The following is a 25,804-nucleotide window of genomic DNA, read 5'->3' on the forward strand; positions in this document are numbered from 1 at the left end:
ATAGAACAATGGGTCTGGATGATCGGGATCTGGGCAGCGAGTGTTATTGCACTTGGTATTGTTTCTATTGGGTTCCGCTTCCTGATGACAATGGCGGGATTTAAATCTTAAACGGTTTGTGTTGAGTTTAGATGTCTTTATCTAACCCTAGGCCAATTTGGACGCTAGGGTTTTTTTGGGCTTCAACTTTCTAGACCGATACTCAATTCACGACTTATTTAACAGCGTATAAAACCCTGAATAAACACGGGTGAAAGTGGTAAACCAGCATGCCGCACCAAACGCGTAGGCGATGATGGCGAAATGTTGAGGGAGTAGGCAAAAAGCGACAAAGCAGAAGATGGTTTCTGTGCCTTCGGTTAGCCCGCTCATGTAGTAAAGTGACTTGTTCTTATATACCGGATTGTCGATTCCCTGTTTGCTTGCCATGATGGCATATGCTAAGAAGCTAGAGCCTGTTCCGACAAAAGAGAAGATCAAAAATGCACCAGCAATGGCATTTTGTTCTGGGTTAGCAAGTACAAAACCAAACGGAATCAGAGAGTAGAACAGAAAGTCCAAACAGATATCGAGAAAACCACCAGCATCGCTAATGCCCTGAATACGCGCTAACGCGCCATCTAATCCGTCGCATATACGATTTAAACAGATAAGCACCAGTGCTAGGTAATACTGCTCTAAAGCCAGTGCAGGCAGAGCAAGAAAGCCAAGAGCAAAACCAAACAGAGTCGTTTGGTTCGCCGTAATCCCTATGCTGTCTAACAGTTTTGCGCTTTGCGCTAATGGCCAGCGAATGGCTTTGATACTGAATCTATCGAGCATAACTGTCCTCCCAAGGCCATGTGATGCAGCGACTGCCCTGCGGAACATCTTCTTCATCATGAGTCACCATGAGTGCTGGAATGTTCGCGTCCTTGAGTTGGTCTTCTACCTGCGTTCTAAATTGCTGGCGCAGGTCTTTATCCAGCTTGCTGTAGGGTTCATCGAGCAGAGCAACTTTTGGTTTGGCAAGCAACATGCGTGTGAGCGCTATCCGTGCACGCTGACCACCGGATATTTGGTCTGGAAAAGAGTCCGCCAGTGATGTCAGAGAGATCTCTTTTAATGCAGTTATCGCTTGCTCTTTTCGTTGTGTTCCTTTGATGGAATCCGGCAGAGCAAAGGCTAAGTTTTCCCAAACGGTTAAGTGAGGAAAAAGCAGGTCGTCTTGAAACAAGATGCCAACCTGACGCTTATGTGCAGGTTGTCCATCCAACTGTGTACCATCAAGCTTGATGCTGCCTGTGTACTGGAACTCTTGTGATAAATGACCGGCAATAGCATCAAGCAGAGTGGATTTACCGCATCCGCTTGGACCCATAAGGGTAACAATTTCACCTTTCTCAACGGTCAGGTTAAATGCAGTAAACAAAGCGTCACCATCTTTTTTACGGATGGCGAGGTTTTCGAGACAAAGACTCATGGGTCAGTAAACCTTTAATAGACAACCTACGATACTTGCCGTGTGTGCGGCTAAGTAAAATGGAAAATGAGAAAAACAATAACGGCAGCAATGCTTGGCAAATGGCATAGATGGCTGAAACGCGGCGGTCCAACCCACTAGAAAGCGCAACCGCTTCTGTGGTTACCGTGCTGATTCGCCCAGCCCCGAGGATTAGAGTCGGTAAATACTGAGCCAAGCTGACACTCACTCCAACGGCCCAAGCGAAGGTTACTGCAGGCAACAGAAGTGGAAGTTTAACGCCAAGCCAAGCCTGAACTGGCGTTTTCCCTAAGCTCAGTGCAATTCTCGTTAAGCCATTATCAAAGCTGCGCCATGGCCCATCAAGCGATAAATAAACGTAGGGGAAAGCAAAGAAAATATGCGCCCAGCAAACCCAAAACAGATATAGCTCGCTATTGATGTACAGCGTGGCGATTTGAATGCCAAACAGAATAGATAACTGAGGAATCAACATCGGAATTGCGATGATGTAGCTGGGTAGCTGAATTCGATAACGCAAACGGTACTCATGGGCGATGAGCGCAAGAATGAGAGCAATGGTGGCGCTTACGATTGCGATGATAATGCTTTGAGTCAGTGTGTCCGCAATACCTTGTGATTCATGTTGCCAGAAACGAGCCGTGTACTGGCTTGGCAGGAGATCAGGAAAACGCCAGCGTTGCGCGAAGCTCCAGATGATCATCAATGGAATCATCACAATCGCCAGTGTTGTGGTGACATAAAACAGCGCTTTGCCGGGTAAAGGTAATCCTGTTCTTCCCGAAAATTGCCAATGTTTATATCCTTTGGTTGCAACCCATTCCACTAAGCGTGTAAATCCAAGCAGCAAACTGGCAACAAGGAACAAAATCACCGCGCCAGCGGCTGCTCGGGGAAGTAAGGACAGAGCAGGGTCGCTAAACCATTGCCATACTAAGACGGAGAAGGTTGGCGGGTTGGTTGGGCCAATAATCAACGCGACATCCACCACGGATACGCTGTAGGCGATAACGGCAAACATTGGGAAGCGAAGCTTTGCTAGCCATTGAGGAAGTATTGCTTTCCACCAACATTGAGTTGAACTGTAACCGAGCGAATGGCTGATTTTTTCGATTTGATCGACTTTTAACTGTTGAAGAATAGGAATGCTCATCAGCAGCAAAAAAGGCACTTCTTTCAATGTCAGCATTAAGGTTAAACCTAACGCATACGGGTCTTTGACCAGCAGAGCTAAGCTATCGACATCCGTATTATTGACGTCGTAACCGAACATCTCATACACAACGCGAGCTCCCATGCCTGTGGGAGCGAAAAGGAAAGCAAAACCAATGGCAAATGCCACATGGGGCATTGCCAATAGAGGTGAGAGTGAAACTTCAATTTTGCGCCAAAGTTTCGTATTCCAGCACGATTGAAGAATGGCAAAGGTTATCAGGCAGGCTAAGTAACTACTCACCACGGCCGAACCAAGAGTTAACCCCAGCGATAGCCAGACGCCATGCCAGTCAAACACCTCAGCAAAGCCAGCGATGGAAAAAGCAGACAACCCAATCGCTGGAATATAGCCAAACGCCGACACGACCACGCCGAGTAATCCCGGAATGGTCGGTAAGACACAGACAGCGATAATGACTAAATATAAAACGCGTAACATGGGTGAGTTTTAGTTTCCGTAACGTTTAAGCCACTCTTTCTCAAGTGCCACTTGCCAGCTTGGGTGAGGCTCGGCGATCGATTTGAACTGCTTAGTATTTTTTGCACTACCTGTTAAGTATTGGCTACTTAATACAGATGGATCGCCCCATATGGTTAATTCTCCTTTACGAGACTGTGCTTCAGGACTTAACAGAAAGTTAATTGCCACTTTTGCGCCAGCATTTGCATTCGCATTCCAAGGGATGGCTAGGAAGTGAATATTAGAAAGTGCACCTGAATCTAAGGCATACACATTGGTGCTTTCAGCTAATTTTCCGCTGGCTTGAGCAGAGTAGACGGCATTTGGGTTGAAAGTGATCGCTAGGTCAATCTGTCCGTCGTCCAGCAGTTGAAGCATTTCGCTGCTGCCAGAAGGGAACTGTTGACCACCACGCCACGCCACCGGATGAAATTCATCCAAATAGTTCCATAAAGGCTGAGTCACCATAGCAAAGCTGGCTTCATCAACGGGTTTCATCAAAGAAGGATCGTTGTTGGTCAGTTCAATCAAGAGCGATTTTAAAAAGCTGGTACCGTGAAATTCAGGTGGGCGAGGGTAGCTCAAACGATTTGGGAACGCTTTCGCATAGCTCAGCATCTCCTGAAAAGATTTTGGAGGATTGTTGAGCTTAGCTTTATCGTAAATATAGACCAGTTGCCCCACACCCCAAGGCGCTTCAAGTCCTTCGGTTGGTACTGAAAAATCCTTATCGACTGGAAGGGATGTATCGACATACTGCCAGCTCGGTAAATCTTGCACAAATGGACCATACAACAACCCACCATCTTTCATCGATTTGAAGTTTTCGCCGTTGATCCAAACCATATCGACACTGCCACCCGTGTTTTTGTTGGCGGCTTTTTCCGCCAGCAGGCGAGTCGTTGTTTCTGAAATGTCGGTCACTTTTACGTGTTTAAGCGTGACGTTGTAGCGGGCTTTGAGTTCATTGGCTGCCCATTGAATGTAACGGTTGATCTCTTGGCTTCCGCCCCAAGCATGGAAGTAAACCGTTTCGCCATTCGCTTCTTGCTCTACTGTTTTCCAGTCTTCTGCGAGTGCAGATGTGGTAAAGAGAGATGCGAAAATACCTAAAGTAGTGAGTAGCTTTTTCATAAATGATCCGTGTTTATTGAAACGAGTCGGCGCAATCTTCACTGCGACGTCTTTCCTTTAGAGTGGTTATCCCAAAAGCTGATTAACTTTGAAATCTATAATAATTTCAGAGTATTAAATGTTATCCGTGTAAACAATTATAGGTGCCAACAGAAATTTGTCGCACCTAAATGTGTGGTGAGTTGATATAGACCGAGCAAGTTGACATTTTCTTCCACGACAAGTCGCTAAAAAATATCAGTAGACTGCTAAACATGGAGAAGCGGTGGGGGAGAATAATGTCAGTAGCTGTCCATTTGTGCTGTCAGCTTCAGCAAATAATCTTCTGCAGGGAGTGGCTTTGAATAATAGAAGCCTTGGATATAGCGTACCCCAAGCCCTCGTAAGTGTTCGACTTGTTCATGAGTCTCTACTCCTTCGGCTATTACTCGCATTTTGAGCTGCTTTGCCAGCTTGATCATCGAAGTGATGACGGAATCGATGGCAGAGTTTTGAGAAAGACCCTTAATGAACACCTGATCAATTTTGATGATATCGAAGGCGTGTTGATGAATGAAGTTTAAGCCTGAGTAACCTGTGCCAAAATCGTCCATGGCGATCTTGAATCCAAGCTGTTTGAGACGACCAAGGTTGTTTCTTACGACCTCTAATTCTTCAGGTGAAAAATCGTTATCCTCGGTGATTTCGAGTAGCAACAAAGGAAGAATATCTGGATTTCTCTTGGCATATCTTTCGAGGTAATCAACAAATTTGGCTTTGATGATCAGTGTGCGACTGACATTGATACTGATGTATTGGTTCTGAACCAGATGAGGGTTCAAGTTGACGAATTCCGTGACAAGTTTGAACACCTGATGGGTGATCTGCTCGATGACCTGAATCCTTTCTGCCAGCGGTATGAAAATGGTTGGTGAAATAGCGCCATGATCGGGATTGTTCCAACGGATCAGCGCTTCACTACCTACAATTTTCGGTTCGTGGATATCGATGATGGGCTGAAAATTCAGCTCTAACTCGTGGTTGTTAATCGCCTCTTTAAGCGAGAAGGCGAGGCTGTTTCGCGTCAGTTTATAGTTACGAATAGCCTGATACAGAACCGCAATGGCACTCGCAAGCAATATGACTCGCCATATGTGTTGCCCGAAATTCGTGAAGTAAGAGTGTGGTGTGAGATGGAGAGTCAGTGAAATAGGGTAGCGTTCAGATTTAAAGTTGTAAGAGCGGTATGCTTGATCCTCTAAGCCGTTTTTGTGCTCAAGCGAGTGTTGCAGAATGTTGACTTGATAGTCGTAATACTGCTGTTCAAATTTCGGTGTAATCAGTTCTAAAAAAGGTTCGGTGGCAATAACGCGTTGATTCCGCTTAGATCTTCATTCGCTGAATAAATGAAAATCGCCTTATCATGATTGCGAGATTCAGACAGTGCGATAGTCGTAAGGGTTGGCGTTTGGTTGATCTGTTTTATTGCGACTTCCCCAACGTCAAAGTGAGTTTTTCCCTCATTACTTGAACAATACACCTGACCTTCTGCATCAAATAAAGACACTTCTTTTGCCTTGGGAGACTGAAAAACATACTGACGTAATCGCTGCGTATCCTCGACGCTGCAAGTGTGACTGACATGGCGATTCAATTCAGCCAGTTCGCTGGTGGTGTTATCTATATAGTTTTCCAAAGTAGCAATCGCGTTAGAGCCTAACGACATCGCATGCGCGCTGGTGTCATAGATGTTTTTGATCGCAGACAAAGTAAAAACGATCGCGAAAATAATAAGTACAGGTGTAAAGACACTTAACCGGTCTAATAGATGTTGCCGAGAAGGTATTGGTGACGTTTCACTCAGAGCGGTATTGTCCATGACGAAATTAGGTAACTGCTAGCTAGATTCGATATTGATTGAGTTATCACTATATGTGAATAAAGGCGAGGAGTTAACGGTCTTTTGGAATAAAGTTGTTTCAAAGATGAGACAAATGAAAAGCTGTAGCTAAAAGCGGCAAAGGCTTAATCAATAAGGGCTTGAAGCGTGTAAATAAAAAGGCATGAGTTTGACCCCATGCCTTTGATTACGCATTTTATATCGTTTAACCGATAATCATTTTGCCCAGTACATAGCCCAAACAGCTTGCACTGATAACACCTATTAAACCAACTGACATGAATGAGTGGTTGAAATACCACTTACCGATTTTCGTTGTACCTGTACTATCGAAGTTCACTGTTGCGATGTCTGATGGATAGTTCGGAATAAAGAAGTAACCGTATAATGCTGGCATCAAACCAATCAGTAGTGCAGGCTCTAATCCCAGACCTAAACCTACAGGTAGCATCATACGTGCAACCGCTGCTTGAGAGTTCACCACTACGGACACGATGAATAGCGCTAGCGCAAATGTCCATGGATAGTTGGTTACCATCTCCACAATACCGGACTTAAATTGAGGCATTGCGTATTGGAAATAAGTGTCAGACATCCATGCAATACCAAAGATTGCGATTGCCGCAACCATACCGGATTTAAACACCACGCCATTAGGCACGCCACGAGGGTCCGTTTTGGTTGCCAGTAGAATGATACCGCCGAAGCAGAGCATCATCATTTGAATCACAACCGCCATGCTGATCGGTTTTGCACCTTCGGTAATGGTTCTGATTTCTGGAACCATCGCAATCAACACAATCACCAACAGTGAAAGGATAAACAGCAATACAGAGTTACGAGCAGCGGTTGGTAGCGTTTCATCTAGAGAGGTTGCGGTTGTGTTGAGAATCTTGTCGCGCCATACCGGATCAGCTAAGCGTTCTTGATAATCAGGGTCGTTCTCAAGCTCTTTACCACGTTTTAGGCTGTACAGAGACATCAGAAGCGTGCCGAATAATGTAGCAGGCACAGTGACCATTAGAACCGAAACGAGGGTGATGCTGTGGTTAATGTCCGAAAGTTGTGCAAGGTAATACACCACTGCCGCTGAAATTGGCGATGCCGTAATCGCAATTTGAGAAGCAACAGATGCCGCTGCCATAGGGCGTTCAGGACGGATACCATTTTTTAGTGCCACATCGCCGATAATTGGCATGATGGAATACACCGCATGACCCGTACCTAACATGAAGGTCATTGTGTAAGTCACAAACGGTGCAATCAAGGTGACACGTTTAGGGTTTTTACGCAGTAGACGTTCGGCCACTTGGAGCATGTATTTGAGACCGCCTGCTGCTTCAAGAATCGAAGCACAGGTAACCACAGCCAAAATGATAAGCATAACGGTGATGGGTGGTGAAGTCGGTGGCATTTTGAAGACGAAGACTTCAATAACCAGACCGATACCGGATACAACCCCTAATCCTATACCGCCATAACGTGAACCGATGTATAACATCAGCAACAGGAACATAAATTCGACATATAACATATCGGCGCTCTCTAAATTTGACTTATGAATGCCTACATTGTGTAACTAAATGTAATTAAAGTATGGAGTGCCGTTCACAGAAAAGTGTGCTCAAGTATTTGAATTATATGAATCTGATTTGGAGCACATTATTAGCCATAGAAGTGATGAATAGATAAATGAAGTGTTATTGGAATGTATTGTAATCTCTCTGCGGATGTAAAAAAGCCAAGCGGTCTGCTTGGCTTTTTGCACAATTATTGAGCAAGCTGTTAGTCGTAAATCGTTGGGATAGGCTGACGCTTATGTTGAGTCGCTTTATAAATGGCCACCAAACGCTCAGAAGCTTCTTTAGAAACGGGTTTGCCTTCCAAGAAATCATCGATTTGGTCGTAAGTCAGATTCAGTGCATCTTCATCCGCTTTTTGTGGCGCAAGCTCTTCCAGATCCGCGGTAGGTGTTTTGTGAACCAGTAAATCAGGTGCACCAAGAGCCGCTGCCACTTGACGAACTTGGCGTTTACTCAAACCAAACAGAGGTGCTAGGTCGCATGCACCGTCACCAAACTTGGTGTAGAAACCAGTGATGTTTTCTGCGGAATGATCCGTCCCCAAAACTAAAGCGCCGACATAGCCTGCGATTTCATATTGAGCCACCATGCGAGCACGTGCTTTTACGTTACCTTTTACAAAATCAAGCTTCTCTGCGTTAGCCGGAAGCAGACCTGTATGTGCTAAAGCTTCATGAGAAGCTGCATGCAAGCCGTCTACGCCAGCTTTAATGTTCACTGAAACAGAGTGCGTTGGTTTGATAAAAGATAAAGCCAATTGTGCTTCGTCTTCGTCTTTTTGTACGCCGTATGGCAAACGCACAGCGATAAACTGGTAATCATTCGAGTTGCTTTCTTTATTCAGCGCTTCAACAGCAAGCTGAGCCAAACGTCCGCAAGTTGTAGAGTCGATACCACCACTGATACCAAGTACCAGAGATTTGCAGCCAGACTCTAGTAGTTTACGTTTTAGAAAAGCGACACGACGTTCGATTTCGAACTCTGGATCGATGCTAGGAAGTACTCGCATCTCATCTCGAATCATTTGTTCCATTGGGTTTCCTTTTCCTGCAAGCATTAACAAACTTTAGTAGTATCATACCTCAATCATGCAATTAGAAAACCGAGAATAGAGATTTCATTCTTAGTAGAGGTGAAGATGGAAAAAATTGCTGTGTTTGGCAGTGCATTTAATCCACCGAGTTTGGGACACAAGAGTGTCATTGATTCTTTGGATCACTTTGACCGCATTTTACTGGTACCAAGTATTTCCCATGCCTGGGGCAAGGAAATGTTGGATTACGATATCCGTTGCCAACTGATAGAAGCCTTCATCAAGGATATTGGTTCAAGCAAAGTGACGCTGTGTAACATTGAACAGGAGTTGCTTACGCCGGGTAACAGCGTAACAACTTATGCAGTTTTAACAAAAGTTGAAGAAATTTTTCCGCAAGCTGACATCACGTTTGTGATTGGTCCTGATAATTTGCTCAACTTCGACAAATTCTATAAATCCTCCGAGATTTTGCAGCGTTGGTCGATCATGGTTTGTCCGGAAAGAATACCTGTTCGTAGTACTGAGATAAGACGTCGGCTGTCAGATAACGCTGAAATTAGCGGTTTAACGACCCCAAGTGTTGAAGGGTTATTGAAGCGCTTAAAAGTCTATTAGAAAATCAGCGCTCCAAGAGGTCGGAGCAGCTGTTTAATGAAATCCTTTGCTACATGTATTTTGTTGCTATTGGTTTCAAATTTGGCAAGTGCATGCGAATCCTTTGTGTATAAAGATCCATCGCACGAGCCTTTTGAAACGATAGAGCTATCAGACAGTCGTGTACTTTGTATCTCGTTCATGAACGGGTTGGAGTATGCTTCTGACAAACTCTTTGAATTAGATTTCTTTAACGATAAAGAAATCATTAGTGACTACTGGGGACAGTGGGGATTCGAGCGAGAAGATGAACCGTTGTTTACCCATAAGATTGCCCACAGTTACATCGGTGTCGGTGTATGGATGCCTCCAAAGCTCTTAGAAGAGCAGGCCGAGATGTCTACGGAAGAGTGGTTAAAAAGCCATGGTTTATTGTTGAGCTTAGGTTTCGGCAGTAAGAAAAAAGGCGAACCGCGTATGCGAATGGATTATCGTTGGCATGAAGACTACGAAGTCGACCTAATGATGCATATAGAAGTGCCATTTTAATTTGAAGTTTACGAAAAAGAGTCATCCTAGGATGACTCTTTTTTATATCCGGTTAAGCTAAATCCGTTTAAACCAAATGTTGCTATGTGAGTTTGAACTCGGCGAGTTGCTGTTTCACGGAGTCTGCTTCTTTGTTGTAGCTGCTTACTATGTCGTTTAACTGCGTCGCAAGTGCACCCGTGTTTTGCGCAATTTCTGCCAACACATCGACATCTCGGTCAACATCTTCACTTGCCTTCGACTGCTCAACTGTCGAATTGGCAATACTCGTGATGTGAGTGTTCACTTCCTCAATTACGCTTTCTAATTCAGCAACACTGGTGTTCACTGTCGACACTGATTCGAAAGTCGAATGAGTCGCCTGACGGCTCTTCTCCATAAAGCTCACTGCTGTGTTGGTGTTGCTCGACATGTTACTCAACAATTGACTAATGTGTTCGGTGGCTTCTTTGCTGCGTTGCGCCAAATCTCGAACTTCTGAAGAAACAACTGCAAAACCTCGGCCATGTTCTCCAGCTCTTGCTGCTTCGATAGCGGCGTTAAGCGCGAGCAGGTTTGTTTGCTCAGAAATACTGCTGATGGTGTCGACGATCTTACTCACACTCATCGCGTCTTTTTCTAGGCTTTGCATACAGATCTGAGTTTGTTCAATTTGCTCAACCAAAGCTTCTACCGCCTTAAACGAAGACTGGCTTTGGTTTTGGCAAGTGATGACTTTCTGAGTCATCGTATTGGTTTCATCAAGTGCACGCTCTGACGATTGTGCAATTTCAACGCTCGATTGAGACAACTCAGTCATAGCCGCTGCAATGTTGTCACATTTGGCTGTGGTTGCCTGACTGCTTTGAGAAAGATCTTGAGAGCTCTGAATGATAAGTTTCAGGCGTTCAGCACTATGATCGTTGGCATCGGTAACGTCGCTTAATAGATTACGAATGCTGGTGGTTAAGCCATTCACACTTTGAGATATATGCGAAATTTCATCTTGTCCGTCTGATGCCAGCGATACACTCAAGTCTCTGTTGCTAGACATAAGCGCCAGTTTTTTAGTCAAGCTTCCCACACGACTTCTTAGAGTGTGTACCGAAGTATAGAGTCCGAATACCAAAATAAACCCAATGATAATGCTCAAGGCAATAATAATGGTTTCGTTGGTTTTGGCCTGTGTTGATTGCTGACTTGATATGGTCATCATTTGACCTTGGATGGTGTTTCTTAATTGGTTTATCAAACCAATTCGCTCTGTCGCAGCACCAAACCACTCCGTTGGCTTAGGCCCTTGTAAGCTATCCAGTTGACTAGCCTGATTCAGATAGCTTTGTTGAATTTGCTCTACATTTTTCCAAATGGGTGAGTTCTTGGCATCGCTGAGTTGTTGAATAAACTCAGAAGGCATTGTCAGTAAAGCTGAGCGTTCAGCGTATTTACCCGAAGAGATGTAGTCACTAATTGCAGTGTATTGAGCTGCATTTGATTTTTGACTGGCAAACGCTCCGTTCAGCGCTCCGCGAACTTGTCCTGCTCGTTCTTTCATTATGACTACCGAAATCAGTGAGCTACCGAGCTCTGATACGTTGGCATCATCAATCGTTCCCAGTAGCACTCGTGCATTATCAATTGCGAGCTGGTTAAGATTCGAATAATAAGCAAAAGGAGAGATTTTAGGCTGAAGCGCATCCACCTGCTTTCGAACTTCGGCCAAAGATTGAAGCTGGGTGTTTATGTCGGATTTAATTTTGTCAGCGAAGGCTTTTGCAATGTAAGTCGGGGTGAAGCTTTGCAGGGCTTTAACGTGAGTATCAGATTGAATGCGTTGCTTATTTAACGCTTCAACTTGGGCACCCTGGCCTTTTGAGCCTAAAACGCCCGCGGTTAATCCACGTTCGACTGCCAAATTGTGAGCGAGATTATCGTATAAGAGTATGAGTTGGACAGTCTCTTGATCATGCTCAGCAATATTTACGCGTTTATTTAAATCGAGAATATTTGACACGGCTAATGTCAACGCTATGAGTATTGGGACACCGGCTATGACGGTTACAACTAAGTACAAAGGAAAGAGTTTTAACAGTTTCTTCATTGTATTCCCTTACAAATGGAGTGGTTCAACTGACTGAATTTATTATTTTAGATGACAGTAAAATATTTGCTGTGCATTCACATGCATTTCTACAGTTGTACGGTAAAAAGTAGAGGCTAAAGCTGAATAATGTTCAGCAAAAAAAGTGCCATAGGTAACATTGCGACTATATGGAATGTGCTACGCTAAAGTTGCATTTAGAGATAACTATAATGAGGCTGTAAATGGATTTATTTGCTGACATGCGTGGCAGCTCGGTGTCTGAGATAAAAGAACCCCAACTGGTTGTTAAAACGTGGAAAGTTTTATTGGTGGATGATGACCAAGAAATGCATCAAGTCACCAAGTTGGCACTTAGCGGTTTCTTATTTCAGGATCGCCCACTTGAATTGATTTCAGCTTTATCTGGCGACGAAGCGCGTAAAGTCATGGAAGACCGTGACGATGTGGCTTTAGCTTTGATCGACGTGGTGATGGAAAGTGAACACGCAGGCCTCGAATTAGTTCGTTACATCCGCGAACATCTCAACAATAAAATGACTCGTCTGGTATTAAGGACGGGGCAGGCTGGGCAGGCACCGGAAGATAAAGTCATTCAAGAATATGAGATTGATGACTACAAAGAGAAAACCGAACTGACTACGCAGAAGCTACGTACGCTGCTTTACTCTATGCTCAGATCTTATCGAGACTTGTGTCTGATTGAAGAACAAAAGCAAGGGCTTAGCCGCGTGATTGAAGCATCGGCCAAGGTACAAAACACCACAACCCTTAAAACCTACGCATCCTCTGTTTTGAGTCAAATGACCTCTTTGTTGAAGCTTAATGCCTCGGCTTTCTACTGCATTGTCAAACCTCGTAGCGAAGGGGAAGAAGCCCGCCCGTTTACGCTAGCGGCGACAGGTGAGTATGTTGACTGCTATCAGGATTGTGCGTTTGAAGTGTTACCTGAAGATGTCGTTAAACGTTGTCGAAAAGTGCTTGAAACCAAGCAGTCTGAAGATTTCGGTAAAGCTTATATTTGTTATCTTCACGATGAGCGGGGCGCCGATAACCTCCTCTATGTGAACCTGAATGAAGAACTGTCAGAACTGGATAAACAGCTGCTGCAAATTTATATGTACAACATAGGGTTAACCTTCGAAAAAATTAACCTTATGGAAGATCTCAAAGAGACATCTAAAGAGTTGGTATACAACTTGGCAAACGCAGTAGAAGCACGCAGCAAAGAAACAGGAGCACATGTACAAAGGGTCTCTCTGTTCTGTGAAAAACTCGCGCTTTTGTATGGTTTATCCGAGTCAGAAGCTACGCTTATCCGCAGTGCTTCTCCTTTACATGATGTCGGCAAAGTGGCTATTCCTGATAGCATCTTGCATAAGCCCGGAAAACTGAATGCTGAAGAATGGGCTGAAATGCAAAAGCATGTCGAATACGGTGTTGATATTCTGAGTAAATCGAAACGGCCATTGATGGTTGTGGCGAAGGAAATTGCCGCAACTCACCATGAGAAATGGAATGGTGAAGGGTACCCTAACAAGCTTAAAGGCGAAAACATTCCGATTTGTGGCCGCATTACCGCGTTGGCGGATGTGTTTGACGCGCTAGGTGCTAAGCGTGTTTACAAAGAAGCGTGGTCAGATGAAGAGATTAAGCGTGAATTGCTGGCGCAAAGAGGCCAGCATTTTGAACCTAAGTTGGTCGATCTTCTCCTTGATAACTGGGATGCATTCGTAGAAATAAGATCGACCTGGCCAGATTAATCTTTCGCTTCCTGAATCAGGACTTTGGGCATGGTAAAGGTATAGTGCACACCTTGCCCAATGTCAGATTCAAACTGAAGATCGCCCTTAAGTTTCTTCTTCAACAGGTTAAAGACCAAGTTTAACCCCAGTCCCGAGCCGCCCACGCCCCGTTTAGTTGTGAAGAAAGGTTCGAAAATCTTCTGATGCAGTGCAGGAGCAACGCCACAACCGTTGTCCCGATATTCCAAAACGATATTGTCATCTTGTTCGTAGAAATGAATAACAATGCTTGGTTGCGAAACGTCTTTAAAAGCGTGGTTCAGGCTATTCATAATCAAATTAGTTAGAATCTGCGTCATCACGCCGGGTAGGCTGGTCATCATCAACTGTTCATTACCTTGAATTTGAGGCTCAACCGGTATTTTCCTCGTTTCTGAATGCAGACTAGCTATCAAAGCTTCAATAACCTGATGGATTCGGAACTGGCTGCGTTGCTCAGATACTTGATCCACGGCGGTTTGTTTGAAGTCTCTGACCAATTTGGCTGCTCGATTCAGGTTACTCTCTAACAGGGTACTGCTGTCTGCGAGGCGCTGCATCAATTCACTAAATTGAGTGCTGGTAAGGGTTTGCGAGGCGAATGCCGAGTTTAATTCATTTTTCACTTCCTGAATCACAGAGGTGGCAGTCACTGCAATCCCTAGCGGCGTATTAACCTCATGTGCTACGCCTGCGACAAGACCACCCAAAGCCGCCAGTTTTTCAGATTCGATCAATTGATCTTGTGTGCGTTGAAGGTGTTCCATGCTTTGTTTCAAGTCGCTAGTTCGTTCGTCTACGGTTTTCTCCAAGTTAAAGTTGAGCGTCTGTAACTCTAACTGAGTTGATTTGAGCTGAGTAATGTTGATGGTGGTACCACGATAACCGATAAACTTGTCATTCTCGTAACGAGCTATGCCCTGAAACATCATGTAGATGTCATAGCCGTCAATCTTTAGGTGTTGTTCACACTTGGAAAAATCTTGCTTGGTTTCTAAAGCGCGAAGCAGCTCTGTGACATCAACAAACCAAGGGATTTGAGCGAAGGTTGGGCGGGTAAACTCATCAATTTCGAGCATCTCACGCATAGGTTCAGAGATATAAGTCAGATACCCTTCCATATTGGTTTCCCACAACCAGTCTGAAGACACCTGGGTAAAATCAGCAAAGCGTTCTTGCTCGAACTTAATATTGCGATAAAGGGTCGTGACATTACTGGTGATGGCGTTGGTCTCTTCGGCCAGCCAATCCAGCTCATCGTCTTTTTCCATGATCCATTTTTTGTGTTCCAGTGAGAGCTTTTCTGCTGGATGACGAGGGTTATATTTACGCAAATAATGGGCAACAGCAAAAATTCGGCGGTTGATGCTTTCATGGAAGACCATAAGTATCACAGCACAGACAAACAAGGTTTTAGCCGCATTCACTAGCAGCGTGATGATGAACTGCTTGATGAGGTCGTTATAAATTTCTTGCGCACTAGACTCGATGTAAACTGTGCCCAGTTGCTGCATTTGACCACTATCAGGATTGATGTGCTTCAAAGGGTAGGTGCTGGTTACCACACTATCGACAACGGGTGTTCCCGCTTCAAATTTGTATTTGCCTGATTCTATTCTCAGGTAATTCAATTTAGGCAGCTCAACTAGGCTATCCAGGCGATGTTGCAGCAGCACCAAATCGTAATCCCATAGGGAAGCGGAAAGCAGTTCGGAGTGGATAACTTCAATCTCATGATGGCGTTGGTCGACATCATTAAATTCGCTTTTGTAGTCAAAGTAGGTTTGCGCCAAAGTCGCAACCAGTGTTACGGCACCGCTGAGCAAAACTAAAATAATGATAATTCTTCGGCCAATACGGCTATAAAACGGGTTGTTGTCACTTTCGATGAACTGCCGGCTCTTATTCATTAAGCATTCCCTTTCTACTTGAAGTCCGATCTACCTAAAGTTGCAGTAGTTTTATTTTGAGTTTTTAACTAAAGGATGATCCCAGTATAGAAGGTCTGACTCTGGTAATTGGCGAAGTTCGTCTAAACTTAAAAAATAATAAGATATGAAGGTGTTAACTATGTTTCGAATTGCACTGTTTATCTGCTTGTTATCGTCGCCAGTAATGGCTGCCAACATTTTGGTTATAGAAAGCTATCATGCGGGATTTGGCTGGGATGCTGGATACAGGCAGGGGCTGAATGAAAGCTTAGCTTCTGATCATCAACTGACTTTTTTTGAAATGGATACCAAACGTATTCCAAGTCGGGAATATGAACAGAGAGCGGAGTTGGCTCATCAAGCTTATCTAGAATTGAAACCGGACTTGGTGGTTATCGGTGATGATAATGCATTGAGTTATATGTTGCCGAAGTTGTATCAGGAACCCATTCCTATTGTGTTTTTAGGCATTAACTCCAATCCCAGAGAACTACTGACCAAGTATTCGGGGAAAGCTGGCGTTACGGGTATTCTGGAGCGTCCTTTTTATACAAAAACCATGGCCGGTGTCGGTGAAGTATTAGACAGCCCTAAGACGAATCCTAAGGTGCTGGTGATGTTTGATTCAGGGAATACTTCAAAAATTGCTGTACGAACCATAGAGAATCAAACGGCGCTGATTAAGCAGAATTTGAGCATTGATACACAGGTACAAACCTTTTCGACAGAAAGCGAATGGCGTGATGCAGTATTGAACGCTAAACGCAATGAAGTAAGCGCGATTGTGGTTGGGCTATTTCAAACTCTTGTTGATAGTAATGGCGAGAGTGTCCCGTCCGAAGCGCTACTAGATTGGACATCCAAAAACAGCGAAGTGCCTTTATTCGGTTTCTGGGATTTCTCGATAGGTAAAGGCAAAGCAGCGGGTGGTGTGATATTGGATGGTCGATCTCAAGGCATACAAGCGGGCAATATAGCGCGTGAGATCTTAGAGAAAGGTTTAGACGCCAGCACTTTCCCAATTCAAGCCGGTCATCAAGGCATGGAAATTTACAGCGCAGAAGAATTTAAGCGCTGGGGGCTTACGCCTCCTAATGGGTGGGAAGCGGTAGACTGGTAGTGTTTAAACAGCCGTTATGGATTAAGCGGGTTTGCATCAAGGCAGTTTTTCATTAGACTGCCTTTTTGTTTTTACTAGACAGAACTTTAACTAGATACCACTTTTAACTGGATAGAACGATACATATGGAAATTGCAGCCCTAATTGAAAAGTTAACCCTACAGCCAGAGCAAGTAGAGTTTCAGGAAGTCATCGCGACCATCGATGAGAATTTTGAATTCACGCCAACCGCATTCGTTAATGGCGAAACAGTCAATGCTGAGAATCAAAATAACGGTTCGTGCAAAATTTTTGCTTTTGCGCAGTTGCAACAGCTGTCAGTGGAACAAACACTGGCGTGCTTTGGTGATTTCTATCGTAAAGATGTACTAGAAAATCCAGATAACGATGACCATCAAAATATCCGTAATTTCATCCGTTTTGGCTGGGCTGGTGTGAAGTTTTCAGGTCAGGCATTGTCAGCGAAATAACCGATACGGACAGTGAAGCTTTAGCAAAAGCAAAGTTTTAAATACGAGTTTGAAACATTAAGAGCAGCGACAAATCGCTGCTCTTTTTGATCGCGCTTTCTTTTTGAACGAACTTGCTATCGATTTTTTTACCGCTCTTTTCAGTCACTCAAACCAAACAAGTAAAACCCATTTTGCTGCTTGATTTACCGCAAGACTCAATATATTATTTAAATCTAAATGATAATCATTATTAGTTGAGGTTTTCATGATGTTCTCTTTTTTGGCGACGTTTTTCTTTATGCTTCTTTTAGGTAAAAAGGTACTTGTGCCTTACCTGTCCATACTGAGCCTTGCGCTGCTTTTGGTGATAATTCACTTTGTGATTGATGTTGATACCATTCCAGTGTTGATCACTCTTTTTGTTGCAGCCCCATTGCTGATTCATTTCCGTTATTCTGCTTTAACCCATCCCGCGTTTGTGGTTTGCGTGCTTGCGCCGTCACTTTTGACGTATTCGTTGGGGGCATAAACTAAGCGATGAGGCCATTTTCAGTCAAAATACCGGATATCATACGTAAATTGTACAAACACTAACCAAACGCTCCTCAAGTTTTATTTGTGAATACCGTTAACCTTTAATTAACGTTATAGTCTCAAAAAAGTTGTACAGGAGCTCAAGGATGAAGCTGACGATTTCAGGGAAGTTGCAGTTAAGTTTTTTACTTTTAGCCGTATTATTTACGGTTTCTGCGGTTGTTACTTACCGAAATGTCTCAGTATTAGAGACTCATACCAATTCACTTCTTCAGTCTGATTTGCCAACCGTCGATACCTCGCGAGCGATTCAGCAATCTATTCAGGCAACACTTTCTACTGTTCGCGCCTATATGCTATTGGGCAGTGATGAGCAGACGGGTGAAAACCTCAAGACCAAAATCAGTACGATAATTACTCAGACAGATGAATCCCTGCCAGTTTTAGAAACACTCATTCAACAGCAGGACTACCAGAATGTAGTTGCGCATTGGAATGAAGTGAAAGCTTCGGTAAACAAAATCGTCGAGATGACTCATACACCTGAGAACTTGCCTGCGCATAACCTGTTCACCAGTGAAGCGGCGCCAATTGCTGAAGTGGCATTGGATCAGATTCAAGGGCTGCTGAATGCGGAATCTTCAAACAAAGAGGGTGAAGAGCGCAAGCGTCTGTTTAAAGTCTATGCCGACAGCTATAACTCGCTGGCAAATGCGCTGTCTGCAATGCGTGATTTTCTTTTGTACGGTGACCCTGATTATCTGACAAAGTATCAAGATTTTATCAAAGCCCATAAGCAGTCTGTGAGTGAGATAGAGAGTAAGATCGATTTGTTGAACGAAGATGACAAGTCACTATGGGAACTGTTTAAAGAGATGCAGCAGTTGTATTTTCCGCTTGCCGACCAAACCATTGCGCTTCGTCAGTCGCCAGATTGGAACCTAGTTAATCAAGAGATGGCGAATGTTCTGGTGCCTGCCGCTGAACAGTTGGATATCAGTTTGGAAGCGGTGGTCGCGGCTCAGCAAAGCAAAGCGGATAAGAGCGGTGAAGGTATTAATCAATCGGTTCACCAAGTTCTGACGATTCTGGTGGTGGCGCTGATCTTGGTGGTGATTGCATCTCTGGTGGTTTCGACCTACATGGGACGCAGCATTGGCCGCCGTGTGGCGCAAATTTCAAAACGAGCACAGCTGATTGCTTCTGGCGATGTTTCTCAACAACCATTGGAAGTGAAGGGAAGCGATGAGTTGTCAGCATTAACCGTTTCAATCAACAGCATGAATCGCGCTCTATCCGATATCGTCAAAGGTGTGACAGATAAAGCGGGGCAGGTGAATGATAGTATGCAGGCGTTACTTACATCCAGCCAGCAAACGCTTAGCCAAGTGAAAAATCAGGAACAGAGTATCGAGCAAATGGAGACGGAGCTGGAAGATGTCGCTCAGTCAACGCAACATACGCTTGATCAGGCGCAGCGCTCGGTAGAAACCCTGTCGGACAGTCAACACGAGTTAACTTTAGGTCGTGAGTCCCTTGAGCAAAACAAAGCGACCATGGCTTCTTTACATAAAACGATTGAAGTGACCAGCGAGCTGGTTGCGAAGCTGAATCTGGAAAGCCAAGCGATTGGTAAAGTCACCGAAGTGATTGAAGGACTGGCAGAGCAGACCAACTTACTGGCGCTCAATGCAGCGATTGAAGCGGCGAGAGCCGGTGATGCTGGCAGAGGTTTCGCTGTGGTTGCTGATGAGGTTCGCATGCTGGCGTCTCGCACGACTAAGTCAACCACCGAAATTAATAGTATTGTTAATGCAATTCAGAGTGCGACTGGGTCCGTGGTGAAAGAAATTCAACGCAGTCAGGAGATGGCTGAACAAGGTTCAGAACACATTGAAGAAGCGGTGATTAAATTGGTGAATTCTACCGATCAAATTTCTGCTCTGAATGAACAAATGCTACAGCTAGCGGCTGCGGCTAATCAGCAATCTGAAGCAACGCGTTTGATTACCGAACATATGCAGAACGTGTCGACTTCGATGAAAGATGTGGATTCCATCAGCCAGAATGCGAATAAAACATCGCTGCAAATTCGGGATCGTGTAACCGAATTAAATAGCGAAATGGCTCAATTCAAACTGCACTAATATTGTGGTTTTTATATTCTGCGCTCAAAACTTCTGTAGAGCGCAGAATGCAAACTTAAAACCTCTCACAAGCTATATACAGCAAGCACTTTTGTCCTATATGTGATCATTGCAGCCTTACAAAATTCGTGGTTAATTATCGTTTTTGTCGTTATAGGATTGCGTGTTTTATGTGCCGTTGGCTCGCGTATCAGGGAAGCCCTATCTATTTAGATGAGCTTATTTTCCACCCTGAACACTCTCTTGTTCATCAAAGTATCGAAGCTCGAAAAACGGTTACCCGAGTCAATGCTGACGGGTTTGGATTAGGCTGGTATACCGAGCGTTCTACACCGGGACAGTTTCATGAAGTGCTACCTGCATGGGGCGACGAGAACTTGCGCTCTCTAGCGCATCACATTCGTTCACATCGATTTATGGCCCATGTGCGTTCGTCTACGGGGAGTCGCGTTTCACGTAGCAATTGCCACCCATTTATCATCGATAATTGGATGTTTTTGCATAACGGACAGATTGGCGAATTTGCCAAAGTGAAATACTCGTTAGAGCACATGTTGCCGGAAGAGATCTATATCAAGCAGCACGGCAGCACTGACAGTGAGTTAATCTTTTTGCTGATGATTATGAATGGCTTGTTTGAACAACCTGTGGCAGCCATTCGTAAAACCATTTACGACATTGAGCAAACGATGGCCAAAAAAGGGGTAACCGAACCTTTTAAAGCTTCTATTTGTGTCTCAGATGGCGAGCAATTCTGGTTGGTTCGCTATAGTTCGGATCAGCAACCACCAACGGTATTCGTAAAGAAACAAGGTGAAGACATCATTCTAGCGTCAGAGCCTCTGGCAAATGAACCCGGTTGGGAGAGCGTAGCGCCTCAAACCATTACCCATGTTTTGGGTAATCATTGTCAAACCTACCAAATTTAATTCCTCATTTTCAAAGGGTTCTGATAAGGCAAGCCTTCACGGAACCCTATCCATAGCTACTTATTTGAAGCTTTTCTAAAGCTCAATTCACGCCCTTTTTGCCCTTGTGATTACAGTTGCCAATCAATCTTTTGGACGTTATAGTTCGATGCAAACAAAAATGATTATCAATAATCTTCGCAATTAAAAAGGAATTAGAATGAAAAAGCGTATCAGTTTGGCTACTGTTGGCATTCTCCTATCTATGACGGCACACGCCGAATCCGTAACTGTTGAACACAGTATGGGTAAAACCACGCTAGAGCAGAACCCTCAACGTGTGGTCGTCATTGGACTAGGCGTATTGGATGCCGTAGACACGTTTGGTATTGAGCCGATTGCGATCTCTAAAGTGCCGCAAATTCCCAACTACTTGGAAAAATACAAAGCTGAAAAATATGGCGCAGCAGGTTCACTATTCGAACCGGATTTTGAAAAAATCTACACACTTAAACCAGATCTGATTCTGATTGGTCCTCGCGCAGCAAAGAGTTATGGCGAGCTAACTAAAATTGCACCAACGATTGTCTTTGCTGTGGATGCTAACAAAGGTTACTGGCAAAGCACTCAGGAGCAATGGAAAAACCTAGGTAAAGTGTTCAACATCGAAAACAAAGTCGATGAAAAAATTGACCAACTTGATAAGAAGTTCCAAGCGGTACGTGCCTACAACCAAAACCACAATTTGGATGCGATGACTGTAATGACTAACGGTGGCAACATTACGGCGTTTGGCGTTGATTCGCGTTTTTCTTCTATTTATCAGGATTTTGGCTTTGCTGAGACGGTACCGACCAAAAAGAATAGCAGCCACGGCGACTTGGTTTCATTCGAGTTTATCCGTGAAAATGACCCGAAAGTGTTGCTGGTTATCGACCGTAACAAGCTGACCAATCCAAATGATGATACGGGCAGTAAAGAGTTTTACAACGACCTAATCAAAACGACTCAAGCGTACAAAAACAACAGCATTGCATTTCTTGATTTGAATGCATGGTATCTGTCTATTGCTGGTGTGAAAGCCACAGAGCAGATGATCTCTGATATGGAAAAATCTGTTGGTCTTTAGTCTGACTCAGCGTCATTTTTAAACTATAAGAGAGGCGGCTTCTTTACCTTAATATGGTTATGGGAGCATGCCTCATAGCTGAGGTTAACTTTGAAAAGGTTATTGCTTGCTTTAATGTTGGTTAGCGTTGCATCACTGTTTGTGGGCGTCGGCAACCTCTCTCTCACTTCTCTTCTCAATCATGATCCTATGTCATGGCAGTTACTATGGACGAGCCGCTTACCTCGTTTACTCGCTATTCTATTGGCGGGCGCGGGTCTGAGTATCGCTGGTTTGATCATGCAACAGGTGAGTCAAAACCGTTTTGCTGCTCCTTCCACATCGGGAACTATCGAGTGCGCCATGCTGGGGTATGTGTTGAGCTTGGTCTTTTTTGGCGATGGTTCACAACTGTGGCTCATTTTCTCTGTGGCTATGTTCGGTACGTTAGTTTTCGTCTGGTTTATCCAGAGCATTCAGTTCAAGAACGCCATTTTTGTTCCCTTAATCGGTATCGTATTTGGCAATGTCGTGGATTCAACTGCCACCTTTGTCGCCTACAAATACGATGCAATCCAAAACCTCTCTGCATGGAAAGTGGCGAACTTTGCCAACATTCTGCAAGGAGACTTTGAACTGCTTTACATCGCTATTCCGATTGCGGTGTTTAGTTATTTATATGCGGCGCGTATTTCGGCGGTCGGTATGGGCAAAGACTTCGCTGTAAACCTTGGTTTGAATTACAACCAAGTGCTGGTGATCGGGGTTTGTCTGGTGTCGGTGTTGTCTGCCAGTGTTGTCATGATTGTGGGAGAGCTTCCGTTTCTTGGGCTAATTGTGCCGAACGTGGTGAGCCATTTCTATGGCGATAATCTTCGGGCAAACATTCCGCGTACCGCCGCTTTCGGCGCGCTTCTGGTGTTGCTGTGCGATTTAGCTGGCCGAGTGATTATTTTCCCCTATGAAGTTCCGATTTCTATGATCATCAGTATGTTAGGTGGCATCGCGTTTATTCTGCTGATTACAAAAGGTATGCGTCATGCAGGATAGAATTAAATTAGCCTTATTGATTTTAGTGTCGATGGTATTTATTGGATTGTTTATTGGTTTGGGTTTAACCGCTGACAATTACCAGTATTTTCTTTCGCGCCGAGTACCCAAAGTGTTGGCGATAGTGATAGCTGGTATTGCAATTGCCCAGTCCTCACTGGCTTTCCAGACCATTACCCACAACCGGATATTAACGCCAAGCATTATGGGTTTTGATTCCCTCTATTTGCTGACTCAAACCTGCATTGTGGTTGCATTTGGCGGCTTAAGTAGCTTTATCTTGAATGCGTATTTGAATTTTTCATTGTCTGTGTCAGTGATGCTGCTTTTTTCCAGTTTGCTGTTTGCTTTCTATTTCCGTAAAGAGAATCAGAGCCTGATGATGTTGCTGCTATTGGGCGTCATTTTTGGACAGCTTTTTTCTAACATCGCTTCATTTTTCATTATGTTGATGGACCCGAACGATTTTGCCTCTTTGCAAGCCACTATGTTCGCCAGTTTCAACAATGTGAATGTTGATCTGGTGTACTTTGCAACACCGTTACTTCTGCTGGCATCGGTCGCGCTGTTTAGAATGAACCGGACTTTGGATGTGTTTTGGCTCGATAAAGACAACGCCATCAGCCTTGGTGTAGATGTGCGTAAAATGACGCGCAATGTTCTCTTGTTAAGTGCTTTCTTGATTTCGATCTCTACAGCTCTGGTTGGCCCCATCATGTTTTTTGGTTTGCTGGTAACCAACCTGACTCGTGAGTGGTTTAAATCTTATCAGCACCGAGTTCTGCTTCTGGCCTGTTCTGCAATGTCGGTTGCTGCGCTGTTAGCGGGGCAATGGATGGTCGAGAAAGTGTTCCATTTCAGTACCACCTTAAGTGTCATCATTAACTTTATTGGCGGTATCTATTTCCTTTCACTCTTAATTCGTAACAAAGTGGTTTAGCAATGATCAAATTGAAAAATCTGACCAAAATGTTTGGTCAACAAACGGTAGTCAACGCTGCGAGTACTCAATTTGAGAAAGGGAAAGTAACCTCAATCATTGGCCCTAATGGTGCAGGGAAAAGTACGCTGCTATCGATGGCAAGCCGGTTAATCAATCGTGATGCTGGTGAAGTCTGGATAGATAACCGAGAGCTGGTGGATTGGGATACCAAAGCATTAGCTAAAAAGCTTTCTGTATTGCGTCAAGCGAACAGCTTAACCATGCGTTTCACTGTTCGGGAACTGGTTTCGTTTGGACGTTTTCCTTATTCAAAAGGCAAACTGACTCAAGACGACCAGCAAGTGATTGATCAGTCTATTGAGTATCTGGACTTGTCTGATATTGAACACAAATATCTTGATGAACTCAGCGGTGGTCAGCGTCAACTTGCGTTTATTGCCATGGTAATTGCTCAGGATACAGACTATGTCTTCTTGGATGAGCCGCTCAACAACCTTGATATCAAACACTCACTGCAAATCATGTCGACTATTCAGCGTCTCGCGCATGAGTTGGACAAAGCGGTTGTTGTGGTTATCCATGACATCAACTTTGCTTCCTGCTATTCCGACCGGATTATCGCGATGAAAAAAGGTGAGATGGTGGCATCAGGCAGTGTTGAAGAAGTCATCCAAGCGCAGGTGTTGAGTAATATCTACGAAACACCATTTAGGGTAGTAGAAATGGAAGGCAAACTGATGTGCCTGTATCACACTTAACAACGTCACTCTTCTATTCTGTCTTATTTTGCATAAAAGCCTGCGGTGATTCACCAAAGGCTTTCTTAAATGCCGCTGAAAAGTTTGACGGATGATGATAACCCGCCTCATATGCGGCTTCGGTAATGCTGCAATACCCTTTTTCCAAGTGCTTTCGAGCGATATGCAAACGGCGGTCACGAGTATAGCTCGCCACTGTCATGCCAAGTTGCTGTTTAAACTTGCTTTGCAAGCTCGAAACACTCATTGCCATCTGTTGAGCCAGCTTTTCTAACCGGATATCTTCTGATAGGTGTTGTTCAATGTAATGTATCGCTTTGCCGATGGAATCATTATAGGTGGAGCAGCAAGCAGGGGATTCAGAAGTGGGTTTGTCAGCGAGCTGTTCAATACACATCTGAATCAATGCAAAACTGCTGGCTTCGAGCTGAATATAGTCGTTGAGTGTTTTAGGTGCAGACAGGGAAAGTACCTTCTTTGTTGCCTCAAGCATCTCGCCGGTAAAATTTACCATTGCTGCTGCTTTATGGGTGGAGACAAACTGGCTTGCAGGGCATGCCTCTTTGATTCGGTTTGCTATCCATTGCGGCGATATGACTAAGTTGAGTTTTACGATGTGGCTTCCTTTGACTAAGCGTCGATGGAAGTTACAAGGTTGCGCCAAATTGACGATAAGAGCTTGAGGCTCAGCACTGGCATCTAAGGTGAACTCTAAATCGTCGTAACCAAATTGCAGGTTTCCTTCGATGAGCAAGGTGATGATAGTCGAAGCTTCACTGGTACAAACAACCTGCGAGTCTTGTAACTCATAGCTGGCTCCGCCGTGAAGGGAAAATATGCCTTCACAGGTATGGCTGATAAATTCTCCTCGCGCTAGTGAGAGTGGAGAATTCTTACGCTGTGTCACTATGGTTTGTTGTTCGCTATCTCGAATCTTCTGAGTCAGAACGACTTTTGTTCCGGGCTGGCTTTTTGCGGTTACATTCGTTTCCATCATCAAATCTCATAACTGTTATGCGATTTTGCATAAGCTATTCAGGTTCCTACTTTACGGTA

At 44.2% G+C, this 25,804-nt stretch carries 24 protein-coding genes; 13 read left to right on the forward strand and 11 right to left on the reverse strand.

Annotated elements, in window-relative coordinates; translation table 11 throughout:
* The first annotated feature begins 18 nt into the window (after window positions 1–18).
* A complete protein-coding gene (locus P4S58_RS21750; RefSeq protein WP_443089034.1) occupies window positions 19–111 on the forward strand; it encodes a DUF2474 family protein in 93 nt (30 codons plus the stop codon).
* 96 nt (window positions 112–207) lie between these two features.
* On the opposite strand, the gene P4S58_RS21755 is transcribed toward P4S58_RS21750, so the two are convergent.
* From P4S58_RS21755 to nadE, 8 genes are all read right to left on the reverse strand, one after another.
* Window positions 208–822 carry a CDP-alcohol phosphatidyltransferase family protein gene (locus P4S58_RS21755; protein WP_337165716.1) on the reverse strand — a complete coding sequence of 205 codons (615 nt, stop codon included), beginning with the start codon at window positions 820–822 and terminating at the stop codon, window positions 208–210.
* Window positions 812–1,462, reverse strand: a complete 651-nt coding sequence (locus P4S58_RS21760) for an ATP-binding cassette domain-containing protein (RefSeq protein WP_337165717.1) — start codon at window positions 1,460–1,462, stop codon at window positions 812–814. The genes P4S58_RS21755 and P4S58_RS21760 overlap by 11 nt, the downstream gene beginning before the upstream one ends.
* The gene (locus P4S58_RS21765) at window positions 1,428–3,137 is read right to left on the reverse strand and encodes an ABC transporter permease (protein ID WP_337165718.1); all 1,710 of its coding nucleotides are present in this window, start codon (window positions 3,135–3,137) and stop codon (window positions 1,428–1,430) included. The genes P4S58_RS21760 and P4S58_RS21765 overlap by 35 nt, the downstream gene beginning before the upstream one ends.
* Window positions 3,138–3,146: 9 nt before the next feature.
* Window positions 3,147–4,292 (reverse strand): ABC transporter substrate-binding protein, encoded by a 1,146-nt coding sequence (locus P4S58_RS21770; protein WP_337165719.1) that lies wholly within the window; start codon window positions 4,290–4,292, stop codon window positions 3,147–3,149.
* Between the two features lie 281 nt (window positions 4,293–4,573).
* Window positions 4,574–5,410, reverse strand: coding sequence for an EAL domain-containing protein (locus P4S58_RS21775; protein ID WP_337165720.1), 837 nt, complete (start codon window positions 5,408–5,410; stop codon window positions 4,574–4,576).
* A 206-nt stretch (window positions 5,411–5,616) separates the two neighbouring features.
* Window positions 5,617–6,150, reverse strand: a complete 534-nt coding sequence (locus P4S58_RS21780) for a CSS-motif domain-containing protein (RefSeq protein WP_337165721.1) — start codon at window positions 6,148–6,150, stop codon at window positions 5,617–5,619.
* A 226-nt stretch (window positions 6,151–6,376) separates the two neighbouring features.
* Window positions 6,377–7,705, reverse strand: a complete 1,329-nt coding sequence (locus tag P4S58_RS21785; RefSeq protein ID WP_042479802.1) for an anaerobic C4-dicarboxylate transporter — start codon at window positions 7,703–7,705, stop codon at window positions 6,377–6,379.
* Between the two features lie 251 nt (window positions 7,706–7,956).
* Window positions 7,957–8,787, reverse strand: a complete 831-nt coding sequence (nadE, locus tag P4S58_RS21790) for an ammonia-dependent NAD(+) synthetase (RefSeq protein ID WP_337165724.1) — start codon at window positions 8,785–8,787, stop codon at window positions 7,957–7,959.
* A 105-nt stretch (window positions 8,788–8,892) separates the two neighbouring features.
* Here nadE and P4S58_RS21795 point away from each other — a divergent pair, with 105 nt between their 5' ends.
* A complete protein-coding gene (locus P4S58_RS21795; RefSeq protein WP_102953453.1) occupies window positions 8,893–9,405 on the forward strand; it encodes a nicotinate-nicotinamide nucleotide adenylyltransferase in 513 nt (170 codons plus the stop codon).
* A 105-nt stretch (window positions 9,406–9,510) separates the two neighbouring features.
* Window positions 9,511–9,933, forward strand: coding sequence for a hypothetical protein (locus tag P4S58_RS21800; protein WP_146029327.1), 423 nt, complete (start codon window positions 9,511–9,513; stop codon window positions 9,931–9,933).
* Window positions 9,934–10,015: 82 nt separating this feature from the next.
* On the opposite strand, the gene P4S58_RS21805 is transcribed toward P4S58_RS21800, so the two are convergent.
* On the reverse strand, window positions 10,016–12,013 hold the full coding sequence (locus tag P4S58_RS21805; protein ID WP_042479813.1) for a methyl-accepting chemotaxis protein: 1,998 nt from the start codon (window positions 12,011–12,013) through the stop codon (window positions 10,016–10,018).
* 224 nt (window positions 12,014–12,237) lie between these two features.
* Between P4S58_RS21805 and P4S58_RS21810 the strand changes: the two genes are divergently transcribed.
* Window positions 12,238–13,776 (forward strand): DUF3369 domain-containing protein, encoded by a 1,539-nt coding sequence (locus tag P4S58_RS21810; RefSeq protein WP_042479814.1) that lies wholly within the window; start codon window positions 12,238–12,240, stop codon window positions 13,774–13,776.
* Here P4S58_RS21810 and P4S58_RS21815 read toward each other — a convergent pair.
* Window positions 13,773–15,707 carry a PAS domain-containing sensor histidine kinase gene (locus P4S58_RS21815; protein ID WP_112404425.1) on the reverse strand — a complete coding sequence of 645 codons (1,935 nt, stop codon included), beginning with the start codon at window positions 15,705–15,707 and terminating at the stop codon, window positions 13,773–13,775. The two genes, P4S58_RS21810 and P4S58_RS21815, sit on opposite strands and share 4 nt — an antisense overlap.
* Window positions 15,708–15,867: 160 nt before the next feature.
* On the opposite strand from P4S58_RS21815, the gene P4S58_RS21820 reads away from it, so the two are divergent.
* The 9 genes from P4S58_RS21820 (at window position 15,868) to vctC (ending at window position 24,748) form a co-directional block, all read left to right on the forward strand.
* Window positions 15,868–16,848 carry an ABC transporter substrate-binding protein gene (locus P4S58_RS21820; protein ID WP_102965699.1) on the forward strand — a complete coding sequence of 327 codons (981 nt, stop codon included), beginning with the start codon at window positions 15,868–15,870 and terminating at the stop codon, window positions 16,846–16,848.
* Between the two features lie 125 nt (window positions 16,849–16,973).
* Window positions 16,974–17,318, forward strand: coding sequence for a HopJ type III effector protein (locus P4S58_RS21825; protein WP_042479821.1), 345 nt, complete (start codon window positions 16,974–16,976; stop codon window positions 17,316–17,318).
* A gap of 247 nt (window positions 17,319–17,565) precedes the next feature.
* Window positions 17,566–17,829 (forward strand): hypothetical protein, encoded by a 264-nt coding sequence (locus P4S58_RS21830; protein ID WP_102965700.1) that lies wholly within the window; start codon window positions 17,566–17,568, stop codon window positions 17,827–17,829.
* Between the two features lie 151 nt (window positions 17,830–17,980).
* Window positions 17,981–19,981 carry a HAMP domain-containing methyl-accepting chemotaxis protein gene (locus P4S58_RS21835; RefSeq protein WP_337165728.1) on the forward strand — a complete coding sequence of 667 codons (2,001 nt, stop codon included), beginning with the start codon at window positions 17,981–17,983 and terminating at the stop codon, window positions 19,979–19,981.
* Window positions 19,982–20,151: 170 nt separating this feature from the next.
* The gene (locus P4S58_RS21840) at window positions 20,152–20,910 is read left to right on the forward strand and encodes a class II glutamine amidotransferase (RefSeq protein WP_102939670.1); all 759 of its coding nucleotides are present in this window, start codon (window positions 20,152–20,154) and stop codon (window positions 20,908–20,910) included.
* 199 nt (window positions 20,911–21,109) lie between these two features.
* Window positions 21,110–22,018 (forward strand): siderophore ABC transporter substrate-binding protein, encoded by a 909-nt coding sequence (locus P4S58_RS21845; protein WP_102965702.1) that lies wholly within the window; start codon window positions 21,110–21,112, stop codon window positions 22,016–22,018.
* Between the two features lie 90 nt (window positions 22,019–22,108).
* The gene (vctD, locus tag P4S58_RS21850) at window positions 22,109–23,047 is read left to right on the forward strand and encodes an iron chelate uptake ABC transporter permease subunit VctD (RefSeq protein WP_237292121.1); all 939 of its coding nucleotides are present in this window, start codon (window positions 22,109–22,111) and stop codon (window positions 23,045–23,047) included.
* Window positions 23,037–23,987 (forward strand): iron chelate uptake ABC transporter permease subunit VctG, encoded by a 951-nt coding sequence (vctG, locus tag P4S58_RS21855; protein ID WP_102965704.1) that lies wholly within the window; start codon window positions 23,037–23,039, stop codon window positions 23,985–23,987. Before vctD ends, vctG begins: the two co-directional genes overlap by 11 nt.
* Before the next feature lie 2 nt (window positions 23,988–23,989).
* Window positions 23,990–24,748, forward strand: coding sequence for an iron chelate ABC transporter ATP-binding protein VctC (gene vctC, locus P4S58_RS21860; protein ID WP_042479834.1), 759 nt, complete (start codon window positions 23,990–23,992; stop codon window positions 24,746–24,748).
* 13 nt (window positions 24,749–24,761) lie between these two features.
* Here the strand turns inward: vctC and P4S58_RS21865 are convergent, their stop codons facing one another.
* A complete protein-coding gene (locus P4S58_RS21865; protein ID WP_337165729.1) occupies window positions 24,762–25,745 on the reverse strand; it encodes an AraC family transcriptional regulator in 984 nt (327 codons plus the stop codon).
* Window positions 25,746–25,804 lie beyond the last annotated feature (59 nt).

The sequence above is a fragment of the Vibrio sp. Hal054 genome (assembly GCF_037162405.1).
GTDB lineage: Bacteria > Pseudomonadota > Gammaproteobacteria > Enterobacterales > Vibrionaceae > Vibrio > Vibrio diazotrophicus.